This is a genomic window from Clostridium gelidum (assembly GCF_019977655.1).
GTDB classification, from domain to species: domain Bacteria; phylum Bacillota; class Clostridia; order Clostridiales; family Clostridiaceae; genus Clostridium; species Clostridium gelidum.
Window position 1 is genome coordinate 3,221,340 of sequence record NZ_AP024849.1, and the last position, 22,936, is coordinate 3,244,275.

General features: G+C 28.6%; 18 protein-coding genes. 2 read left to right on the forward strand and 16 right to left on the reverse strand.

All coding sequences use genetic code 11. The features are described from left to right. Window positions 1-2: 2 nt before the first annotated feature. The 16 genes from psyc5s11_RS14460 to psyc5s11_RS14535 form a co-directional block, all read right to left on the reverse strand. Window positions 3-722 (reverse strand): lysoplasmalogenase family protein, encoded by a 720-nt coding sequence (locus psyc5s11_RS14460; protein WP_224033210.1) that lies wholly within the window; start codon window positions 720-722, stop codon window positions 3-5. Window positions 723-902: 180 nt separating this feature from the next. Next, entirely contained in the window at window positions 903-2,165 is a 1,263-nt protein-coding gene (locus tag psyc5s11_RS14465) for a peptidase M56, BlaR1 (RefSeq protein ID WP_224033211.1), read from the reverse strand. 221 nt (window positions 2,166-2,386) lie between these two features. Beyond that, window positions 2,387-2,821 (reverse strand): hypothetical protein, encoded by a 435-nt coding sequence (locus tag psyc5s11_RS14470; protein WP_224033212.1) that lies wholly within the window; start codon window positions 2,819-2,821, stop codon window positions 2,387-2,389. 102 nt (window positions 2,822-2,923) lie between these two features. After that, window positions 2,924-4,699: an aminopeptidase P family protein gene (locus psyc5s11_RS14475; protein WP_224033213.1), complete on the reverse strand. Its 1,776-nt coding sequence runs from the start codon at window positions 4,697-4,699 to the stop codon at window positions 2,924-2,926. 3 nt (window positions 4,700-4,702) lie between these two features. Then, complete coding sequence (eutH, locus tag psyc5s11_RS14480) at window positions 4,703-5,803, reverse strand: ethanolamine utilization protein EutH (RefSeq protein ID WP_224033214.1); 1,101 nt, start codon at window positions 5,801-5,803, stop codon at window positions 4,703-4,705. 49 nt (window positions 5,804-5,852) lie between these two features. Continuing rightward, window positions 5,853-6,668 (reverse strand): PPK2 family polyphosphate kinase, encoded by an 816-nt coding sequence (locus tag psyc5s11_RS14485; protein WP_224033215.1) that lies wholly within the window; start codon window positions 6,666-6,668, stop codon window positions 5,853-5,855. 287 nt (window positions 6,669-6,955) lie between these two features. Next, window positions 6,956-8,122, reverse strand: coding sequence for an iron-containing alcohol dehydrogenase (locus psyc5s11_RS14490; protein ID WP_224033216.1), 1,167 nt, complete (start codon window positions 8,120-8,122; stop codon window positions 6,956-6,958). Between the two features lie 435 nt (window positions 8,123-8,557). Further along, entirely contained in the window at window positions 8,558-10,465 is a 1,908-nt protein-coding gene (locus tag psyc5s11_RS14495; RefSeq protein ID WP_224033217.1) for a sigma-54-dependent Fis family transcriptional regulator, read from the reverse strand. A gap of 178 nt (window positions 10,466-10,643) precedes the next feature. Further along, entirely contained in the window at window positions 10,644-12,320 is a 1,677-nt protein-coding gene (locus psyc5s11_RS14500) for a ribonuclease J (RefSeq protein WP_224033218.1), read from the reverse strand. A gap of 466 nt (window positions 12,321-12,786) precedes the next feature. Continuing rightward, complete coding sequence (locus tag psyc5s11_RS14505; RefSeq protein WP_224033219.1) at window positions 12,787-14,352, reverse strand: MutS-related protein; 1,566 nt, start codon at window positions 14,350-14,352, stop codon at window positions 12,787-12,789. 332 nt (window positions 14,353-14,684) lie between these two features. After that, window positions 14,685-17,327 (reverse strand): AAA family ATPase, encoded by a 2,643-nt coding sequence (locus psyc5s11_RS14510; protein WP_224033220.1) that lies wholly within the window; start codon window positions 17,325-17,327, stop codon window positions 14,685-14,687. 524 nt (window positions 17,328-17,851) lie between these two features. Next, window positions 17,852-18,415 carry a GNAT family N-acetyltransferase gene (locus psyc5s11_RS14515; RefSeq protein WP_224033221.1) on the reverse strand — a complete coding sequence of 188 codons (564 nt, stop codon included), beginning with the start codon at window positions 18,413-18,415 and terminating at the stop codon, window positions 17,852-17,854. Between the two features lie 34 nt (window positions 18,416-18,449). Continuing rightward, window positions 18,450-19,232, reverse strand: coding sequence for a class I SAM-dependent methyltransferase (locus psyc5s11_RS14520; RefSeq protein WP_311196449.1), 783 nt, complete (start codon window positions 19,230-19,232; stop codon window positions 18,450-18,452). A 3-nt stretch (window positions 19,233-19,235) separates the two neighbouring features. Further along, window positions 19,236-19,496, reverse strand: a complete 261-nt coding sequence (locus psyc5s11_RS14525; RefSeq protein WP_224033222.1) for a MerR family transcriptional regulator — start codon at window positions 19,494-19,496, stop codon at window positions 19,236-19,238. Window positions 19,497-19,639: 143 nt separating this feature from the next. Then, entirely contained in the window at window positions 19,640-20,230 is a 591-nt protein-coding gene (locus psyc5s11_RS14530; protein WP_224033223.1) for a DJ-1/PfpI family protein, read from the reverse strand. Window positions 20,231-20,438: 208 nt separating this feature from the next. After that, window positions 20,439-21,365: a helix-turn-helix transcriptional regulator gene (locus psyc5s11_RS14535; protein ID WP_224033224.1), complete on the reverse strand. Its 927-nt coding sequence runs from the start codon at window positions 21,363-21,365 to the stop codon at window positions 20,439-20,441. Between the two features lie 241 nt (window positions 21,366-21,606). On the opposite strand from psyc5s11_RS14535, the gene psyc5s11_RS14540 reads away from it, so the two are divergent. After that, window positions 21,607-22,419 (forward strand): MerR family transcriptional regulator, encoded by an 813-nt coding sequence (locus psyc5s11_RS14540; RefSeq protein ID WP_224033225.1) that lies wholly within the window; start codon window positions 21,607-21,609, stop codon window positions 22,417-22,419. Window positions 22,420-22,578: 159 nt separating this feature from the next. Further along, window positions 22,579-22,896, forward strand: coding sequence for a hypothetical protein (locus psyc5s11_RS14545; protein ID WP_224033226.1), 318 nt, complete (start codon window positions 22,579-22,581; stop codon window positions 22,894-22,896). Window positions 22,897-22,936: the final 40 nt, after the last annotated feature.

The window sequence follows — 22,936 nt, forward strand, 5'->3', positions numbered from 1 at the left end:
TTTCATTTATCCTGCATACCAATGATTAAATTTTTTTCACATATTACCACAACCAAAAGAGTCCATCCTGGAATATATGTAGTCCAAATTATATTAGCAAGCCATGGCACATACATTTTTGAATAAATAGAATGAAACCTAGAAAATGCGACTCCTATATCACAAATAAACATGAGAATGCCAGAAATTGCAATTAACAAAGCTGATTTTTTGGTGAAGTACCCTCTAAAAATCGTGCAAATCGAAGTCCAAGTCATGTAGCATAATACAATTAAAAATATTAGTGCTCCTATGAACATTCCCCCCTTCACATATGGCTGTAAAGATATAAATACATATATAAAAATAATTCCTATAGGTATAGCTACTATAATTTCTTCTTTTCCTACCTTGAAATTTTTCTGATAAGCAACAATCAAACAAATGTATGCAAAAAGAAAACCAATAACTCCAAGTGCTGAAAAATTTAATTTTAAATTATCTATAGTATTTATAAATACCAAAAAGAAGTCAGCAACTACTAGAAAAAAGAAAGACAGAGCCATAATTTTTTGCTCACGAATTTTTTTTTGCATTGTTATAGCTGATAAAAAAAGTGTAATCATAATAGTATATTTAAGATATAAAACCATATTTTCTTTAGGGTAAATATTATCTAGAATAAGTATTAAAAGGGTAATAGGAAGATAAATAACCAATAAAATCCTTTGAGTATTATTCATTTAATCTCCTCATTTTAGCTCAGCACCTAATTATAATTATTCCTAAATATACTACTTTTATACTATTATAAGACTTTAATTTATCAGAAGTAGCTTCATTATAACTAATGGAGCTACTTCTATTTTTTATTTCTAGTCTTAATAAAAATCAAAATCTATTACAAAAGCCCAAATTTCAAATTAATTTATAGGTTTAGAATTAACAAATTCTTTAATTATTTCATCAGAATTTTCAGTTTTATCAAAAAATGTTACTGAATAATAAATATCATTTTCTTTCCACTCATAAGTTAAACTATAACCATAATCAGTTTCTTCATATTTAAAAACTTCATTATTATTAATGTTTAATTTTTCAGCTTTAATTTGTTTAGGTTTATTATTTTCTGTAGAATCCGTAGTAAAATATCCATTCTTCTTTATGTCCTCATAATATCTCGAAGTTTTTCCTTGATTAAAAGTTATTGAACCATTTTTATTGGAATAAAAGTTGTTAATTTCATAATTAATCTTATTATTTTTTATATCAGAATCCCCTGCAATTCCGACTCCTGCTCCAGTTATTTTTATATCTTCATTAATTTTTAATGGAAGTTTAGGTTTAAATCCAAGAATCTTGCTTGCCTTTTCTAAATCTTCTTTATCATAAATACTCATTACTCCGATTTCTGTTGAAACTTCTCGTTCTGGCACTGAGTAACTTACACTTTTTACTTCCCCTGGATATTTTATAGATTTTGCTATTTTTCCTATATCATCTTGTGAAAGATTAGACCATTGCTTACTTTTGTTTTTTGAATTCGTAAAGACTGAATTGTAATTTATACCGTACCATAACCCTTCATTTTTCCATATGAAATACTTGTTAGTCTCTGTATACGCCTCTGTAAAAACACCATCTTCCATTTTCTTAGGTGAAAAAGTAGCTGTTAGCGTAACATTTGATCCATCAATTCCTTCTAATTTCATAGATTCTTCTTTTGTATCTAATTTAGCATCTTGAAAATGTCCATTACTTTCAGCTTCAAATTTCTTTATTACATCTATAGGGTCTTTTTCAGAAACTTGAAATAAAAAATTAGTGCCTTCTTTATCCTTTGAGTCGAAAAATATTTTCAAACTATTATCCTGATCTGAAAGCTTTAAAAGATGAAAACCGCCTAATTTACATCCTTCTGGAAGAAAATCAGGTACTTTGAATTTTAAATTTGCTACTTTTCCTACTTTATTTATATCATCATAAGATTTTGAAGTTTCATCAATAAGAAATTCATGTTTAGCATTTGTATTTGTTATATTAGTCGCTGTAGTTACTGTAGTATTGTTAACATCTAGTGCTTTAACTGCTACACCATTTGTAATTGATACAGTTGTAGCTATTAAACAACTGAGCACAGCCACTCTAGATATTTTATAAGAGCCCTTTTTAATTTGTTTTATCATTTTAATTCTCCTCGTATAATTTAATTATTTCCCATTTAGCATGTGATATTTCTGGTACATTTTTCATAAAAAGTACCCTTTTAACTTTACATCTGTAGCTAAAATTTGTCAACATAGAATATGGATCTAATGACTAACTTCCCCATTTTTTAGAATTATACCCTAACTAAAATTGTTCCATTTGAAGTTCTATAATAAAAAAATTCTGATATTATAAAGTCCTAAAAATCTTCTATTTCCCATTCGCTTTTTAATTTTAAAATATCTTTTATTACATTAGAATTATTATTTAAAAATTTCTTGGCATATTTATCAGCTGATATTTCATTTGTATTTCCATTAAGCATTAAATCATCTCTATGTTTAAGCTCATGCAATAATACCCCAATACCATATAATCTTTTATCTTCAATATTTCCTTCTAAGTTATAAAGCTTAACCATTGTAAAATCATAAAATTGATTATAAACCCCTTCACAATTATAAGTTTGTAGAAAATGATTATAATATATTATTCTTTTAGCTTGAAATATATCAGCTTTCTTTTCTAATACAATCAATTTAGTATTGTCTAAATCCTTAAACTTAGTCAATTTTAAAACTCTATTGATTTGCTTATTGGTTATAATATTTTGATTGTTAATAATTATATTCATATCTACGTTACGCCTCCCTAGCTTTATTTAAAGACACTAAACATTTCAAAATCAAAATGTTTAGTGCCTTTTTTATTACAATATTATTCCTTTATATTTTTTCTATATTTCCCCAGTCTCTTGTTCCAACCAAGCTTTCTCTTCTTCATTTAAATAAGGAATAAGTTTTGTATATACATCTTTATGATAATTGTTTAACCATTGTTTTTCCAAGTCAGTTAACATATCTTTATTTATTCCATCTAAATCAATAGGACAATATGTAATTGCTTCAAACTTCATAAACTGCCCAAATTCTGTTTTTTCATCTTCAAGTACAATCATCATATTTTCAGTTCTTATACCGAATTTTCCTTCTTTATATATTCCTGGTTCATTAGTAATAACCATACCTTTTTCTATTTTTATATTATTAGTTGTTCTAAAGCTTTGAGGTCCTTCATGAACATTTAAGAAAAATCCTACCCCATGACCTGTTCCACACTTATAATCTAAGCCATATTGCCATATTGGTTGTCTTGCGAGTACATCTAAATTACCACCTGTACATCCCTCTAAGAATTTAGCTGTGCTTAATGCAATGTTAGATTTTAACACCAAAGTATAATCTCTTTTTTCTTCTTCTGTAAGTTTTCCAAGTACTATAGTTCTTGTAGTATCTGTTGTCCCATTAAAATATTGTCCACCTGAGTCAACTAATAAGAATCCTTCATTTTTTAGAGTATATTGAGTTTCTTTACTTGCTTTATAATGCATCATTGCAGCATGTTCTTTATATCCTGCTATCGTATCAAAGCTAAGACCTGCAAATAGTTCTATTTCGCGTCTGAAGCCTTCTAATTTGTCTGCTGCTGAAATTTCTGTAATTTCTTCTTTACCAACAGATGTTTTTAGCCATTTTATAAATTTCACCATAGCTACTCCATCTTGCACTTCACAAGCTTTTAAATTTTCTGTCTCAATTTCATTTTTAATAGCTTTTAAGTTAGTAGTAACATTAGGTGATTCTATTTTCGTTGTATCAATGTTAATGGCATTATATAAGCATATATTTGTTCTAGTCTTATCAAATAAAATTGTATCTTTACTTGTGAGTCCTTCTAAAAACTTTTGTATTTCATCATAGCCTTTAAGCTTAACACCTTCAGCTACTAATTCTAATTTAACATCATTAGATACCTTTGACGAATCAACAAATAAATAACATTTATCTTCTGCTACTATTACATGAGAAATTACAACTGGATTATTTTCTACATCAGCTCCTCTTATATTTAAAAGCCATGCAATATCATCCAATGAAGTTAATAAGTAATAATTTGCATTATGCTTCTTCATTTCTTCTCTTACTTCACTTAGTTTTTGTGTTCTAGACTTACCTGCATATTTTACTTCATGTAGAAAAACTGAACCCTTAGGCATTTCTGGTCTATTTTCCCACAATTCATTAAGTAAATCTTTTTCTATTTTTAACGATATTTTCTTTGCTTTAAATTCTTTTTCCATATCTTTAACCATGTCTATTGAAAAAACATTCCCATCAAAACCAACAATGCTTCCTTCTTTAAGGGTATCGTTAAGCCACTCTGTATAAGAAGGTACACTTGGTTCTGCTCCTTTAAATAATCTGATTCCAGAACCTTCAAGTTGTTTTTCAGCTTGAATATAATATCTACCATCTGTCCATAATCCAGCATCTTCTAATGTAATTACCGCTGTTCCTGCTGAACCTGTAAAGCCAGATATCCATGTTCTGCCTCTAAAGTAATCTGCTACATACTCGCTCATGTGAGCATCAAAACTCGGAATTATGTAAGCATCCATTTTGTTTTCCTTCATTAATTTTCTTAAGTTTTCAACCCTATCTTTAATTTTCATATTTTATACCTTCACTTTCTTTAAGCTTATATTTTTCTCTTCACGTTCATACAACTTTGTAGCTAGTACAATACTAATTATTCCAGCTGTAAGTTTAGATATAATAAACGCTCCTAACATTTCAGGCGCTATTCCTGACACAAATCCAAACTGACCACCAAATACAAAAGCTCCACTTACTGCAAATGCAGTACAAATCACCTTACCCTTAGGATCCATTTCTTTATAAGTTCCAAATATCAAAAGGTTACTAGCTAAGTTTCCTAAAATACCTGCTACTGCAACTTCGTTAATTCCGAATTTCTTACCTATTTTTTCAAGACTATTTTTAAAAATGCGATTTATAACTTCCAGCATTGGATATGCTCCAGCTAAAACAAATGCTATTTTACCAACTATGTATGTAGATTCAGAAAGTGGTGCCAGCCCAGAGACAATCTTCAATTGAAATATAGCCTCTATTCCCTGTAATAGTAATCCAACGACACTTAAGGCCATTATTAGCTTTCCAAAAATATTAAACCCTTTCATTAAAACATTATGAAATTTTAATAATCCTATTCCCAAGACAATAGCAAAAATAAATATTGGCAGGAGATTCCATACCAAAATATTAAAATTTATTTTTTGCCATAATCCAGCTACAAGACATCCAATAGGTATAGTAATAATACCAATCATAACCCCTTTAGAAAAATACTTTTCATCTTCCTTAGAAATCATTCCAAGAGCAACAGGTATTGAAAAACTAATAGTTGCACCTAAAGTGGATGCTATAATAATTCCTGAAAACATGCCCATTTCCTTAGTTAATGCCAGCTTAGTAGCTATTTGATACCCGCCCATATCTACAGCTAAAAACGCTGCCGAGAATATAGAAGGATCTAAATGAAACACTCTAGATATAGGAATAATTATAGTAGATAAAAAATTCGATAATATAGGAGCTAACGAATATATTCCTATCATGCCAATACCCAACGCTCCCATTGTCTTTATCCCTTCCTCAAATTTTACACCAAGCTTTAAAGGACTTCCGAGTATATAATCAATTCCTCCAATTACAAAAAAAGTCCCAATTAGATACACTACCAATTTATCCATGTTTATTTTCTCCTTTAACTGACTCCTTTTTAGCAACAATTAAGTTTAGCTACTTACTTTCATTCAATTCCTTCATAAATTCTTCAATATTTCCATCTAAAGGTGGATACTCCAAATTTAAATCTTCCATGGCTTTCACAATAGTTTTCAATATAATATAGTCCCTAAACCATCTATGATTTGCAGGAATTATATACCAAGGAGCTTCTTTTGTGCTGCAATTTGAAATAACATCTGAATAACATTCTTGATATCTGTCCCAAAATTTTCTTTCCTTTAGATCTGCCACTGAAAACTTCCAATTCTTTTCTGGAGACTCCAATCTATTTTTCAACTTTTCCCATTGAAATTCCTTTGATATATGCAAAAAGAACTTTAATACAATTGTGTTATTATTAACTAGATATTTTTCAAATTCATTGATTTCCCTAAATCTACTAAAAATAATATTATCATCGATAGTGTTATGAACACGTGGAACAAGAACATCTTCATAGTATGACCTATTAAAAGCCGTAATTTCACCTTTTCTTGGTGTTTTATTATGTATCCTCCAAAGATAGTCATGATCTAATTCTGTTTGATTTGGTACTTTAAAATTCTCAACATTAAATCCAATGGGATTTGCTCCTGATAATGCTTTTTTAATAGTACTATCCTTACCACTACAATCCATTCCTTGCAGTATAATTAATAGCCTATATTTTTTTGCTGCATAGAACACATCCTGAAGTTCACTAAACTTCTCTTGTAGCTTTTCATATTCTGCTTTTACGTTTCCTTTTAATAGTCCATTAGTATCATCTGGGTTAAAATCTTTCAAACTAAAGTGTTTGTCATATGAATTAATAGTAAAATCCCCCATAGTCTTATCCTCCTTGTGAAATATTGTTATCTCATATTACTATTATAACATTTGTGCGAGTAGTTGAAATGTTATTAATATATTTCTCATGGCCTTATTTTAAACTATGTTATAATTTGGTTAATTTAACGAAATGGGTATGATAAGAAATAGAATTTAATCATATTCTCCTATACAATAACAAAAGGCTGTTGCTTATAATGATTAAAAGATAATCATTTAGCAAAACAGCCCCTTGTTTATATGTTATGTTGAAATTATGAGCATTTTAATTATATTAAGCCATATTAGAATGTAACTTTAGTTCCATAATATGTGCATTCAAATAGCTTTTCCATTGTAGCATCATCTATTTCTCTAGGACTTGATCCTGTACATGCATCTAAAACTGCATTATGAGCGATAAATGTAAGATAAGATTTAAACTCTGCTTCTTCAATTCCATATTCTTTCATTGAATGAGGAATACTTAATTCATCATTCATTTTATCAATCATTTTAATTAATGAATCAGTTAATTCTGCATCTGTATTTCCTTCTAATTTTAATGTTCTAGCTATATCAGCATATCTATCTTCACATTTTGTTCTGTTATATTGAATTACATATGGTAAGAAGATTGCATTAGCACATCCATGAGGTATGTGGAATACAGCACCTACTTTATGAGCCATTGAGTGAACTATTCCAAGTAATGCATTTGAGAATGCCATTCCAGCTAAACATTGAGCTTCATGCATTAAATTTCTAGCTTCTTTATCTCCTTCAAATGATTTAAATAAATTTGCTTTAACCATTTCTATTGCTTTAATAGCTAATGGATCTGAAAAGTTTGATCTAAATGATGCAGTGTATGCTTCTATTGCATGAGTCAATGCATCCATTCCAGTGTGAGCAACTAATTGCTTAGGCATAGTTTGAGCAAGTGCTGGATCAACTATAGCTATATCTGGAGTTATGTTAAAGTCAGCTAAAGGATATTTAATTTTTGCTTTATAATCTGTTATTACTGAGAAAGCTGTAACTTCTGTAGCAGTACCACTTGTTGATGGAATAGCTACAAATTTAGCTTTTTGTCTAAGTTCTGGTAATCCAAATGGAATAACTGCTTGTTCAAAAGTAAACTCTGGGTATTCATAGAATATCCACATAGCCTTTGCTGCATCTATTGGTGATCCTCCACCAATTGCAACTATCCAATCTGGCTGAAAGTTTCTCATGGCTTCTGCACCCTTCATTACTGTTTCTACAGATGGGTCTGGCTCTACACCTTCAAATAATTCTACTTCCATTCCTGCTTCTTTTAAATAATCTTCAACTTGTTTAAGGAATCCAAATTTTTTCATAGAGCCACCGCCAACTACTACAAAAGCTTTTTTACCTTTTAAATTTTTAAGTTCTTGTAGAGATCCTTCTCCATGATATATGTCTCTTGGTAAAGTAAAACGTGCCATAATTAACTCCTCCTAAAATTTATCTATCTTGATTTAGTTAGGCACATGAAAAAAAATAACAAGTCCAAAGTTGCCATGAATATTTTTCATCAGGCAAGGAGACGAATTTCCCTCATAGCGGGCCTATTAGGTCAATTTGCCGACGCAGCATGATGAAAAATATGCTGGCAAATGGACTTGTTATTTTTTTGAGTGTGCCTTATTGGTTTATTACATATAAATCACAAAATTGTGTTTTATTTACAAACTTAATTGCAACATATATTAAACCTCTATAAATATATATAGCAAAACCCATGCCAAATTGTTATTATTTTGTCAATCTCTCTGAACCACCCATTTGTAAATCTTTTGCCACAAACTCATGTCCTAAAATCATACAGTCAACCAAATTATTATTGTATGATTTTAGGACATTGTATTATTTTAGGACATTTATATTTTGTGTTTCTTTATTTTTAAATATAATGTATTTCTGCTTATTCCTAAAGCCTTAGCTGCTTTAGTCATATTATGATCATATGCTTTCATAGCTTCTTTAATTATGTTTATTTCTAATGATTCCAAATCAAAATTATCTTTTTTAGCTTCTTGATTTTCATGAAATCTTGTCTCTGTCATTTCCCTATCCTTATGGTTTACTTGATTTATTTTCTCGTCATTTTCTTCCCATAAATCAAATGATATATTTCCATCTAAATTAACTATATTTTCTATATAATTTTCTAACTGCCTAATATTCCCTGGCCAATTATATGACAGCAAGTTATTATATAAATTTTCTGCAATCTTTGGCATTACCTTATTTAACTTAAAAGACTTTATTCTCAAAAAATATTCTATAAGTTTTTCCACATCACCTTTTCGTTCTCTTAAAGGTGGTAATTTTATTGGAATAACACATAATCTATAATATAAATCTTCTCTAAAATTTCCCTTTTCAACTTCTTTTTTTAAGTTTTTGTTTGTAGCTACAATTACTCTAACATCAATAGGAATTTCTGTGTCTCCCCCAAGCCTAGTTAATCTGCCACCTTGAAGTACTCTAAGTAAATTAACTTGCATCTCTAGTGGCATTTCCCCTATCTCATCTAGAAATAAAGTCCCACCACTAGCGATTTCAAATTTTCCCATCTTTCCACCTTTTTTTCCACCAGTAAAAGTTCCATCTTCGTATCCAAACAATTCACTCTCTATTAAGTTTGCAGGTATCGCGCCACAATTTATTGCTACAAATTTATTGTTTCTTCTCAAACTATAATTATGCATAGCTTGTGCTAGAACTTCCTTTCCAGTCCCACTTTCTCCTTGAATTAAAACAGTTGAAGGACTATTAGAAATAAGTTTACTGTTTGTCACTACATTAACAATAGCTGCACTTTCTCCTATAATATCATTAAAAGTTAAAAAAGCTCCAGTTGCATCTTTGATATCCTTTTCTTCTTTCTCATTACTCATGGTTACAACTATTCCAATTATCTTTTCCTTTTGTCTAATTCCTTTAAAAACTAATTTAGTTTTATATTTACTTGTATGTTTAAGTTTCACTTCTTTAATAACAATACTTTCATCTGTATCTATTTCTACTAATATATTTCCTAAATCCGGTAAAATATAATGTACTTCTTCTTTTATCAACGCATCTTTATCCCTATTAAATATTTCTGCTCCAAATTTATTAATATTAGTTATTTTTCCTTCTTTATCTAAAATCATAATACCCTTATCAAAATTATCTATAACACTTTCCATGTAATTGTAAGTTTGAGTTAATATATCATTTATTTTTTTGTTATCCAATTCATTTTCAATGGCCTTTACCCCAAATACTACGAGTCCTAAGGTATGTGGATGTTCCATATTACTTCTACCAGTTAAATTTAAAGTTCCTATAATCTCTCCAGTTGTATTGTGAATAGGTGCAGCTGAACATGTTAGCCCTTGAAGACCAACTATATAATGTTCCCTAGCAGTTATTTGAACACATTTATCTTCGGAAATAGCAGTTCCCATAGCATTAGTTCCTATATTTTGTTCATCCATATAAGCTCCAACCTTAATATTAACACAATTTATATTGCTACTATTTTCTTCCGCTCCTTTTATATATAAAATACATCCATTATTATCTGTTAATACTATAATAAATTCATTATCCATAACAGCAGAGAAAACCATGTCAATGTATAGTTTAGATATGTCTATTAATTCTTTATTCTCATTTAGTATGTTTTCTAATTCTTCTCCAAAAAGAATCTTCCTTGAATAACTTGATTTTTTTTCAACTCCATAGCTTTCGCTTCTCCTATGAGATTTCTCAATTAACACTTTTCTACTATCCATAAGACATCGCCCTCCTTCTTTGGTACCATTTATATATTTTGATAAAATCTCACCTTATAAATATTTATAATTACGTATATGGTAAATAACTTTTTATATAAGGCACATTCAAAAAAACATAGACAAATAAAGTGCTACATTACATAACACTTCATATCTAGTCTGTTTTAGTTTAAATTTATATTTCTGTTATCACAGGTAAAATCATAGGTTTTCTTTTCATTTTTGTGTATACAAAACTATCTATTTCTCTTCTTATAGTATTTCTTATATCTGACCATTGAGTTATATTATTATTAAAACATCTCTCTACACTTTTAATAACTATTGCCCTAATATCTCTAATTAGTTGTTCAGAATCTCTAACGTATACAAATCCTCTTGTAATAATATCTGGTCCAGATAATATTATTTTATTTTGCCTATCTATAGCTATTACAACTGTTATAATACCATCTTCAGCTAAGTTTTTTCTGTCTCGTAGGACTACATTACCAACATCTCCTACTCCAATTCCATCTATAAGTATTCTTCCTGATGGAACTTTACCAGCTATTTGTGCTTTAGTTCTAGCTAATTCTAATATTTCTCCTGTTTCTAATACAAATATATTTGATTTATCCATGCCCATGTTTTCTGCAATTTTAGCATGGCCTATTAAGTGCTTATATTCGCCATGTATAGGCATAAAGAATTTAGGTTTTAACAAAGCATGAATCAATCTAAGCTCTTGTTCACAAGCATGACCTGAAACATGTATATCCCTTATTGCGTTATATATTACATCTGCGCCCTTTTCTGTCAAATCATTTATAACATTAGATACAGCCTTTTGATTTCCAGGTATTGGAGTTGCAGAAATAATAATCGTATCACCCTTTTCTATTTGGATACTCCTATGAGTTCCTGATGATATTCTTGTAAGTGCTGCCATTGGTTCGCCTTGGCTTCCAGTTGTTATTATTGTAATTCTTTCACTCGAATATTTTTTAATGTCATTTAAATCTATTATCATTTCTTCTGGTATAAACAAATATCCAAGAGTTCTAGCAACTTCACTTATTTTTTCCATACTTCTTCCACTAAAAGCAATTTTTCTACCGTTTTTTACAGAAGCGTTTGCAATTTGCTGAACTCTATGAATATTAGATGCAAATGTAGCTACTATAACTCTTCCAGTTGCTTTATTGAAAAGACTTTCTAAAGTTTCACCTACAGTCTTTTCTGACATTGTATAACCTTTTTGAAGAGCATTAGTACTCTCAGCCATTAAAAGTACTACACCTTTTTTCCCTAACTGTGCATATCTTTGCAAATCAATAACTTCTCCATCAATTGGTGTAAAATCCACTTTAAAATCACCAGTATGTACAATTATTCCTACAGGTGTATGCAGCGCAATAGAGCAACTATCTGCTATACTATGATTTGTTCTAATAAATTCCATTTGGAAGCTACCTATTTCTACTATATCCCCTGCTTTTACTACATTTAATGTACAATCACTAAGTATATTATGTTCTGTTAATTTACTTTCAATTAACCCCATAGTTAATTTTGTAGCATATAAAGGTGCATTAATTTGTTTTAAAACATATGGAAGCGCTCCTATATGATCTTCATGTCCATGAGTAATAAAGAATCCCTTTACCTTATCTTTATTTTTCACTAAATATGATACATCGGGAATTACAAGATCAATTCCATAAAGGTCTTCATCTGGAAATGCTAATCCACAATCTATAATTACTATCTCATCTTCATATTCAAAGGCAGTTATATTCTTCCCTATTTCACCTAATCCTCCTAGAGGTATTATCTTTATCTTGCTTTTGTTTTTATTCTTATTTGCCATTTTAACTCCTAACTTGTAACTAAATGTATGAAAAACAGAACTTAGTTACTACTAAATTTTTCATTATTTCATAATCTTATTTTTTAATGTACCGAAGATGTTATAATTCCGTTTGCAGCATTATGCTCATGAAAGTTTACACTTTTAGAAGATCTATTTTGTCTAAGCATTAATCATGTTTAATTTTGCAAAGATTAAAAATAAAATTAGTGTATCTACGCTTTAACATCTCTTCATACATCTTTTTATAATTATTATAAAAAAACTTGAATAAATACACATTTGTAATATTAAAAATCATCTGTATTCATTCATCTTTTTTTATCATCCACTATCACTATTATATCATTATAACCTTTTTTTCATAAATTTCATACATAAAGTGAATTTTTTTGGTAAATTTTTTAAATAAACCTGTATATTTTCATAAAATAAAAATTTACAGGCTTATTTTTCAGTTATTTAACTAAACATATCCTTCCATTCGTTCCACTCTCTTATATGAATTTTTTATTATTTCTTTTGGATATCCTATATATTCTAAAAGTTTAATTGCATTTCTTGTTTTAGATATGCCTTTCTTAAGCTTATAATCAAACTTTAATCCAACTTTACTATCTACATCTTCACTAAAATAATAGAAATCATAATTTTCCTTAAGCATATCTGAAAGTTCTCTATCATGAGTGGCTACAATGCAAATACCATTCCTTTTATTAATGTAATTCAAAATTTCAGCTGAAGAAGATATTCTTTCAAGGGGATTTGTTCCTCTAAAAATTTCATCTATTGGACAAAAAACTGGAATCTCATTTTCTGATGCTTTTATTATTCTTAAAATACATTCTGCCTCTGCTAAGTAATAACTCTTTCCATTTACAATATCATCCTTTGGACTTATTGATGATACAACATTTAAGAAACATCCCTCATATCCTTTAGCTAAAACAAAATTAAAAGTCTGGGCCAAAAGTATATTTGTACTTATCATTCTTAAAAATGTAGACTTCCCAGACATGTTTGTCCCAGTCAAAACAATTCCTTTTTTAGATATATCAACGGAATTTGCAACTGGCTTTTTAAGAAGTGGATGTATCCCCTCTGTTATTTTTAATGAAGTTTCTTTAATAAACTTTGGAGTGCTGCATTTTTCTGCATTATTAATTTGATAAATTGCAACTGAAGTTAACGCATCAAGCTCTCCAACTAAATAATATAATTCTAATATTTTGTCTTTTTCCCCAAGCAATTTACCGCTTATTCTATAATATGTAATTTCTTCTATTAAAAACGGAATAGAAAAAACCTCTAAAAGTCCTCCAAAAGAATTAAGCACCTTAAGCAAATAAGTTGACTTATCTATATTACTTAATTCCTTTAGTAAATTTTTCATTTTAATCGTGTATGATTTAATTTCATGATTTTTAATACCCGATAATTTTTTAGCTGCATTTATCAAATCCCTTAAATAAACAAGTCCTATGACATTTATAGTATCATTTTCTTTATTATGAAAATACATATTTACAAATATATTTACCATTAATATCATCATAAAATTAGGTTCTTTAAATATAATAGCAGCTAATATCGTCACTATAGGTAAAATTCCCAAAATTGAGTAAAGATAATACTTTAACTTGCTAACTGACAGGAATTCATTTAGCATTTCTATTAATCTATTTTTACTATCATAAATCATATTGTAGAGTATTTGTCTCAAATCTACTGTTAAATCTAAATCCTCTTTAAATAAATCTATTAACTTGCCTCTTTCTTTTAGTTTTTCTTCATCCATAATTGGATTTCTAAGCATTTCATATAATGATGCTTCTCCTTCTGTTGAATAAGTCCTATCTACTTCATGAAATACCTCATCCATTATTAAATCATCCCAAGTCTGATCATCAAGAGTAAATTCATTTTTTTCACTTAAATTAAATAATGTTTTTATTTGTTTAAAATTTCTTTTTTTATCTTTTGTTGCATTAAGATCTCTTTTTATAAAACTTTTACTAGCGTTAGTATTCATTTAATTTTTCATATCCTTTCATACATCATAATTTCAATTATATTAGCTTTAAATATGCTTGGCAAATAATATCCCTTTATTATAGTATTACTAGAAAAACGTGTCAAATTTAGCCTTTCATCATAATTTTATCTTATATCATATCATTTTTCATGATAATTAATTACAATCAAAGAAAAGCCTTACTGCATATTAACACGTAAGACTTTTTTGATTATTTTCTTTTTCTTAATCACTGCACTTTAAATACATAAATTTATAATGATCTTCAAAAGACTAAAATATTAATATAGATGTTTTACAAATATCATTAAAGTTTTCATCTATATTATCTATACATCCTCAAAAATAATCTTAAGAATCTCTTCTTTCACCCTTATATCATCTTTAATAACTCTATCAGCTTGTTTCATTTTTACATTTTCAAAATATTTTCTAACTAATCTTCCATTTCCAAAATTTTTATCTTTGTTTTCATACTGTACTTGGAATATAGAGTCCAATTCTTCTTTTGCTTCTTCTGAAAGTTCATAGCTTTCTTTTTTACATAACCCTTGGAATATTTCCATTAATTCATCTGACTTATAATCAGAAAATTCTACTGTAAACTTAACTCTACTTTCAATACCTGGATTTAAATCTAGCAAACCTTTCATTTCTCTTGTATATCCAGCCATTATTACAACAAGCTTGTCTCTATTGTCTTCCATTTCTTTTATTAAAGTTGCTATAGCTTCACGTCCAAAATCATTTGAGCCGCTTCCATTTAAGCTATAGGCTTCATCAATAAATAATACTCCACCATAAGCTTCCTTTATTTTATTCAAGGTTTTTGGAGCAGTTTGCCCAACATATTCTCCAACTAAGTCTGAACGTGTAACTTCAACCATATGTCCCTTTTTTAGAATTCCAATGGCTTTTAAAATTTTACCTATAATTCTTGCAACTGTAGTTTTTCCTGTACCTGGATTTCCTGAAAATATCATATTTAAAGAAATATCTTCACATTCTATACCCATTTCTTTTTTTCTATGCTGAAGTTCTAAGGTATTTAATATTCCTTTTATAATATTTTTTACATCACTTAGTCCAACTAAATTATCTAATTCACCTTGCAATTCTTCCATCTTATTACGAGCATTAAACTCAAGATTTATACCAAAATCTTCTGAAGTTAAAGTCACAAGTTCCTCTTTAGAAACTTCACTATCACCAATTCTAAAGGCTTTTTCTCGTATTGCAGCTTCTAAAATATTTCTTGCAACCCTAGCATTAGCAAAATTTTCATCTACTTGTTCTATTTTTATTTTCTCTAAAAATGCCTTTTCTGAGTCTTCATTAAATATATAATAATCACCACTGGCCATGCTCTTTGCAATTTTAACTAATTCGTAATCCTTATAATCTTCAAATTCAATGTCTAAATTAATTCTACTTTTAAGTCCAGGATTTGATTTCATTAGATTTCTCATTTCCTTTGTGTACCCTGCTAAAATAACAGTGAATTTATCGCGATTATCTTCCATGGCCTTAATTAGAACTTCTATAGCTTCTGATCCATAGTCATTGCTTCCCTCTCCACCTTTTGATAAAGAGTAGGCTTCATCTATAAAAAGGATTCCCCCCATAGCATTATCTATAGCCTTTTTAGTAAGCTTTGCAGTTTCTCCTATAAAACGTCCAACAATTACACTTCTATCAACCTCTACTAATTGGCCTTTTTCAAGTATTCCTAAATAATAAAATATATCTCCAATTAACCTAGCAACTGTAGTCTTTCCAGTCCCTGGATTACCTAAAAAAGCAAAATGATAAGATTGATTGCTACCTTTTTCAATCCCAAGTACATTTGCTCTGTTATTTTCATATTTAATAAGTTGAACTATTCTTTTTATTTCAGTTTTAACATTATCTAAACCAATTAATGAGTCAAGCTTACTTAAAGCTTCTTCTAAGGATTTTGAATTTCTACTTTCATTATTCTCCTCAGTTTCAAGTTCACCTCTGTTTGATGAACTTTTCTTATTGTCTTTGATTTTCTTATGTCTATCTGTTGTCTTTTCTAATTCTTCTTCATTCTTAACATCTTTATCTATACTTTTATCTTCTTTAGGTTTTTCTAAATCTTCATTTTTAAATCCCATATCTATAATATCATCTATTGACGATTTTACTTTGCTTTCAGTTATATGAAATTCTTCTTTTGAATTTGATTCATTATTTCCATCTATTTCACTACCAAGTTCTAATTCTCGACTCATTCTAGCGCGACTTTTCATTACTTTTTCATATATTTTCGAAACATATTTTGCTGCCTTTTGCGCAATATATGAATCCGAATTTTCTACTATGCTTTTTTTACATTCTTTTAAACACTCAAAATACTCACCATTAATATATAAAAACTTAATTATATCATAATCAAGCTCATCATCATTACCTAAAGTTTTAGCCTTATTTAATACACTTAAAATTTCACTTTCATCTTCACCTTGAGCTATGTAACATTTACTTAACAATCTTATTGCTTTAAAATTATCACTATCAATTTCTACAGCTAAAGTTGCATATTGAAGGGCTTCATCATAATTATGGCGAAAAAGTTCTATCTTTCCTAAAGTTATTATTGCATCTAAGTTATAATTATCTATTTCATATGCCTTTCTAGCATAATTATATGCACTTTCAAAATCATTAATTTGAAAAAAGCAACATCCTATAAGCCCCAAATACTTATTATTATTTTCATCATAATATATAGCTGTTTTCAAACATTCAGTTGCTTTTAAATATTCTTTACACTTGTAGTAAGTAAGTGCTAAAAGATAATGCAATCCTGGATGGTCTTCAAAACACTTTATGGACTCTAATAATATTGTAGTAGATTTGTTATAATTGCAATTATTATTAAACTGCTGTATTTCATTTTGAAATTTATCAAATTGCTTCTTATCATGTAAATTAGTATAATCCATGTTTCCCTCCTTCCAAAGCACTTTTCTTAGGCACATGAAAATAAATAACAAGTCCAAAGTTACCATGAATATTTTTCATCAGGCAAGGAGATGAATTGCCCTCATAGCAGGCCTATTAGGTCAATTTGCCGACGCAGCATGATGGAAAATAGGCTGGCAAATGGACTTGTTATTTTTTTGATTGTGCCTTATGTGTATATCTATATACTTTAATAATTATATATTCTTACTTCAAATTCTTTCATCCTCAAAATTATATCATATGTCCATATTTTTTCATAACATAACCTTTACATTTAGTTATAAATAATTATGAAATTATACAACAACACAACTCTCATTAATTTCTATATTTTGAGTATTTAATGCTTCAACAAAATTCATATTTAAACCATGAGAAGTAGCCTTTTTTTACTTGCTAGACTTATAAGTCCCCTTATGTTATCCTTAACTAGAAGTCTTGATATAATTAGAAGCCTTGATAAAAGCCACTAAATAAGTTTAGTGGCTTTTTTTGCTATTTTCTATTTAGTTAACATTTCCCATTCTTCTTTCAATATACCATAACTCACAGAATCGTAATATTCATTATCAACAATTCTTGCTTTTCTATAAACTGCTTCTTTTTTTAAACCTAGCTTTTCAGATAGTTTCATCATTCTTTTATTTCCAGACCAAGTTGATAATCCAATCCTTATAAGTTTTGGGTTTTGCTTGAAAATAAGGTCAATCCATATTTTCAAAGCTTCATATCCTATCCCAATTCCCCAATAATCCTCATTAAAAATAACAATTCCAACTTCCATCCAAAGAGTTTCTTGTGATTCCCAATACCAATTCACTTGACCTATTATCTCATCAGTATCTTTGTTTGCTATTAATTTTTTATCCTTAAATACGTTTTTTTCTCCATTTACAAATCTGCCTTTCAACCCATCTATCCATATTTTTAATTCCTCTTCATTATCTTTTGCAAAATAAGGACCATTGAACTTATGGAATTCACGTGAAGGATGATTCCAGTATAAATAATCCTCTAAATCTTCAATTTTTAATTCTCTTAAGACTATGTTTATTGATTTACTCATGTTATTCCTCCATTAATTTAAAAATTTATTTTACCTATTGTATTTCTACTACATAAATTAAATTATCTATTCTTGTATATTTTAGCTCTTTGTTAATCTCTTTGAATTCACTTTTTAAAAAGTCTATATATGAATAATACTCATCATTTATTTCTTCAATTTGTTCACCAGTCAACTTTTGGAATATATTATCTTTATCTTTATTACTTTTAAACATTAAATCACCTATAACTATTTTGCCATTATCTTCAAGTACTCTAGCCATTTCTTTTATTGCTATTGATTTTTCATTATTATTTAAGTGGTGAAAAGCATATGTAGAAACTATTATGTCAAAAGTCTTATTGCTATATGGTATTTTCAAAAAATCCCCTAACCTAACTTTGAGTTTTGGATATTTTTCCTTAGCTACATTTAGCATTTCTATAGATTGATCTATAGCAATAATATTATAGCCTTTATCTAAAAATTTTCCTGACAAATTCCCTGTTCCAACTCCAATTTCTAATATGCATGGCTTGTTTATATTTGAATCAACAGCTAAATTATAAACTTTATCTAATATTGAATCATAATTTGCATAGATTTTTAAAGCGCCTTTATCTTCTCTAACATCTTTATCGTAATTTCTAGCCCAACTATCAAAATCCCATCTATCTTTCCAATTCTCTTTAATTTTATTTAGTTCATAGGTTTTTTCTATAATACCTAATATGTTATTATCTATCTTGCAACTATCATTTTCATAAATATTATCAATTATATTTTCAAGGGATTCCCTAATTGTAGTTAATCTATGAATTTGACTATTTACGATTTTCTACTGCTTATTAAAGTGATTTAAATAATTAGCATTAGTGTTATTTTTTAATATATCTTGTATTTCTTTAATTGGTAGTCCTATGGATCTATATAACAATATTGCCTGCAACTTAAATATATCTTTTTCATCAAATATTCTATATTCATTATTGCTATCACGCAGAGGCTCTAGCAATTGTTTTTCCTCATAATACCTAATTTTATTAGTTGTGATATTAAATATTTTAGCTACTTCATTAATATTATATTTTTTATTCATGTTTATATCATCTCCCCGTAAATATTATTTTAAACTTTCGCCTTAGGCTAATGTCAAGTGAAATTATTATTGCTTCAAAAAAAAATACCACAAATTCATTTCTGAATAATGTGGCTTAAAAAAATCTAAAACCTAATTTAAAATTACTTTGCAAACATATCCTCTTCCGGGTTGTCATTCCAAACATATTCTATACTATCAGCTATTTCCATTGCTTTTTCCTTGCCAAATTTATCAGAAATAAATCCAAGTATCATATCCATACCAGCTGAAACCCCTGATGATGTATAATATTTATTATCATTCACCCACCTTGCTTTATATATCCAATGTACTTCTAAATTCATAGATTTTACCCAATCAAATGCTTTTTTATTACTAGTTGCCTTAACTCCATTAAGTAATTTTGTTTTTGCAAGTAATGCAGTTCCAGTACAAACTGTAATACAATACAATGAGCTTTTTGCAATTTTCTTTAATATTAATATTGTATCCTCATCATGTACAAGTTTCCGTGTACCTTTTCCACCTGGAATAAATAAAATTCCATTGAAGTCTACCTCCGTATATGGTTTAGTAACTATTTGTGTTTTTTGTTTGCTGGTTATTATTCCACCTTTTATAGAGAAAAATTTCATTGTATATACCTCCTCTAATTGTCCAATTATCTCTACAGGTCCAAATACATCTAATGTTTCAAAATCATCAAATAAAAAAATATTAAAATCAGTCATATATATCAAATCCTTTCTATAATATACATAATCTCACCAGCTAAAAACATTTTTCATCATTTTGTTAGTAATATACTCCTATCATAGCATATTTTGTAAAATAAAGACACTGTATCATTCTTTTGAACAATACGGTGTCTTTATTTGTTATATTTAATTTTAATTAGTGTTGATTTTATATAACTCAGAAAACCATCTTAATGATAACTTAGAAATTATTCTTATTTTCTTTTGTTATCTGCTTTACTGGTCTTGCCTCAATATATCCTCTATACCCCATTGGACAGAGCTGAAATCTTGGTGCCATATCTTCTGCCCATTCAAATCCATATATTTCAGGATTATAATTATCAATTGCTTTCCACACATTTGAAATTTCGTCCATAAAAGTCTCATCCTCATAAGGTTCTCCTTGAAATACCATCATTTTGCATGGTGGAAGATCTATGATTTCAAATCCTTCTGGAGCCTTTTTATCAAAATCTAATGGCAATTCTACACCTTGAACGTACTTTGAAGTACCATTCTTTATCAAATGATCTGGTAGCCACATTCCAACGGGCTCATAAAGTGCTTCTTTCACACTAGTAAGAACTCCCCAAACATCACAGCCCACTTCTTCACAATAAGCAAAATATTCAGATGCCTCGATCCCTCTCTTTAGTAATACTTTTCTCGATGGACGCTCCACTACTTGAACAAAAATTGCATTTTTTTCTTTCTTTTCTTCCATAACAATCTCTCCTTTTTTTAATATAACGTAATAATCACGGATACTATCAGGAATAAATAGACCAATTGGCGGTGCATTTTGAATATATTTTCTTGGAGAAATACCAAATTGTTTTGAAAACGCTTTTGTGAATCCTTCATGAGAACTAAATACAAAATCAAAAGCTACATCAATTACTTTTGGTTGTTCATCACGTAAAACTAAAGCAGCCCTGCTAAGCCTAAGCGCTCTAATATATTCAAATGGTGATTTATTTAAAAGCTTTTTAAAAATTCTTGCACTATGCCATGCTGAATATCCTGCAACTTTTGAAAGCTGATTAAGAGTAATTTCCTCCATAATATGATTATCTATATAATCCTGCATTCGTTGCACTGCATTTACTATTTCCCAATTTTCCATGTCATCACCTCCTATAAAAAGAATATCTTATTTATGAAATTGCTTCTTGAACTGTGTTGCTAAATTAGCATCAATATATTCTCAATTATAGCACCTAACACTAATTATGTATTATTGAATTCTTAAATGGTACTATTATTAAATATGGTAAAATATAAAATAAGGTATTGACTCTAACATGGTGTGAGGCATTATTCTTAATTTGTCATTGCAATGATATTATTTTTAGGAGTTGGTTTTTATGTTTAAGATTGGGGATTTTTCTAAATTAACAATGGTATCTATTCGTATGATTAGATACTATGATGAGATGGGACTTTTTAAGCCTGCTGAAATAGACACCTTTACTGGATACAGATATTATTCAGCAAAGCAAATTACTACGCTTAATCTCATTGTTTCACTTCGTGATATGGGTTTTAATGTATCGGATATCGCAGTTGCTATCAATGATCAATCTGATGAAAAATTGAAAGACATATTAAAACAAAAAAAGGATGAGGTGAAAAATAATATCAAAACAGAAGAAGAAAAACTAAAAAAAATCAACTATGCAATTAAGAATTTGAAAAGGGAGAAAATCAATATGAATTATAATGTTACACTAAAATCAGTACCATCCTATAAAATTATTTCTTTAAGAGATACTATACCAGCATACGATGCAGAAGGAATGCTTTGGGTTAAGTTAGGCACGTATATTCAAGAGAAAAATATTTCTTGTAACAATTTTTGTTATGCAACTTACCATGTTGAAGGTTATATAGAAGGACCAGTTGATGTAGAAGTTGTAGTGGGCGTTGAGGAATTACTAGTAGATGCTGATGGTTTTACTTATAAAGAAACAAAGCCCATAGAGCAAGCTGCAAGTATCTTAGTTCCAGGTGAATATTCAAATGTTGCACCTGCTTTTAATTTTCTTGGAAAATGGATTGAAGAAAATGGATATACCATATGTGGCCTATCCCGTCAATTACCAATAAAAACACCTTGTAATGAAAACAATCCTAATGATTATTTATGTGAAATACAAGTCCCCGTAAAAAAATTATAGATCCAACTTTTTAAGAGCCCGTAAAGGGCTCTGTTTTTTTGCATTTATTTAAAAATATTAAAATTATTTAATTATTTAATATTATTTAAAAATCAAATAATAATTGAGTGCATATTTTTATAAATTCTAAACAAAATATAATTAAGTGAGGTGCATATAATGAAAATTAAACCATTTATAATAATTATTTTAATATCCTTAATTGCTTTTACTAGCAGTGCAAAAGCAATTATAACATCAGATACTTACAAACAAGGTATCTATAATATTTCTGAAATCAAAGAATTTAATGCTATTGCTAAGCTTATAACCCCAGACAATGTATCAAGTTTAATAATAGTTGACTCTTATGGTAATCAAAAATTTTATAAAAGATTTGATACTCTGAATCAAGTTATTAACTTAGGTTCTATTAGAGATGGTGATCTAATTGCTATCGTTGGCACCGGAGAAATAGCTATTACTTTATCTAAATAATTCTTTAGTTTTTACTTTGTTATAGCTAAAGAAAATATAC

What these genes read in the sequence shown, in the direction of transcription:
- psyc5s11_RS14490 (WP_224033216.1), bottom strand. Translation starts at nt 8,122, where the DNA reads ATGGCACGTTTTACTTTACCAAGAGACATATATCATGGAGAAGGATCT.
- psyc5s11_RS14460 (WP_224033210.1), bottom strand. Translation starts at nt 722, where the DNA reads ATGAATAATACTCAAAGGATTTTATTGGTTATTTATCTTCCTATTACC.
- eutH (WP_224033214.1), bottom strand. Translation starts at nt 5,803, where the DNA reads ATGGATAAATTGGTAGTGTATCTAATTGGGACTTTTTTTGTAATTGGA.
- psyc5s11_RS14475 (WP_224033213.1), bottom strand. Translation starts at nt 4,699, where the DNA reads ATGAAAATTAAAGATAGGGTTGAAAACTTAAGAAAATTAATGAAGGAA.
- psyc5s11_RS14495 (WP_224033217.1), bottom strand. Translation starts at nt 10,465, where the DNA reads ATGGATAGTAGAAAAGTGTTAATTGAGAAATCTCATAGGAGAAGCGAA.
- psyc5s11_RS14485 (WP_224033215.1), bottom strand. Translation starts at nt 6,668, where the DNA reads ATGGGGGATTTTACTATTAATTCATATGACAAACACTTTAGTTTGAAA.
- psyc5s11_RS14535 (WP_224033224.1), bottom strand. Translation starts at nt 21,365, where the DNA reads ATGGAAAATTGGGAAATAGTAAATGCAGTGCAACGAATGCAGGATTAT.
- psyc5s11_RS14530 (WP_224033223.1), bottom strand. Translation starts at nt 20,230, where the DNA reads ATGACTGATTTTAATATTTTTTTATTTGATGATTTTGAAACATTAGAT.
- psyc5s11_RS14505 (WP_224033219.1), bottom strand. Translation starts at nt 14,352, where the DNA reads ATGAATACTAACGCTAGTAAAAGTTTTATAAAAAGAGATCTTAATGCA.
- psyc5s11_RS14525 (WP_224033222.1), bottom strand. Translation starts at nt 19,496, where the DNA reads ATGAATAAAAAATATAATATTAATGAAGTAGCTAAAATATTTAATATC.
- psyc5s11_RS14510 (WP_224033220.1), bottom strand. Translation starts at nt 17,327, where the DNA reads ATGGATTATACTAATTTACATGATAAGAAGCAATTTGATAAATTTCAA.
- psyc5s11_RS14515 (WP_224033221.1), bottom strand. Translation starts at nt 18,415, where the DNA reads ATGAGTAAATCAATAAACATAGTCTTAAGAGAATTAAAAATTGAAGAT.
- psyc5s11_RS14540 (WP_224033225.1), top strand. Translation starts at nt 21,607, where the DNA reads ATGTTTAAGATTGGGGATTTTTCTAAATTAACAATGGTATCTATTCGT.
- psyc5s11_RS14465 (WP_224033211.1), bottom strand. Translation starts at nt 2,165, where the DNA reads ATGATAAAACAAATTAAAAAGGGCTCTTATAAAATATCTAGAGTGGCT.
- psyc5s11_RS14470 (WP_224033212.1), bottom strand. Translation starts at nt 2,821, where the DNA reads ATGAATATAATTATTAACAATCAAAATATTATAACCAATAAGCAAATC.
- psyc5s11_RS14500 (WP_224033218.1), bottom strand. Translation starts at nt 12,320, where the DNA reads ATGGCAAATAAGAATAAAAACAAAAGCAAGATAAAGATAATACCTCTA.
- psyc5s11_RS14545 (WP_224033226.1), top strand. Translation starts at nt 22,579, where the DNA reads ATGAAAATTAAACCATTTATAATAATTATTTTAATATCCTTAATTGCT.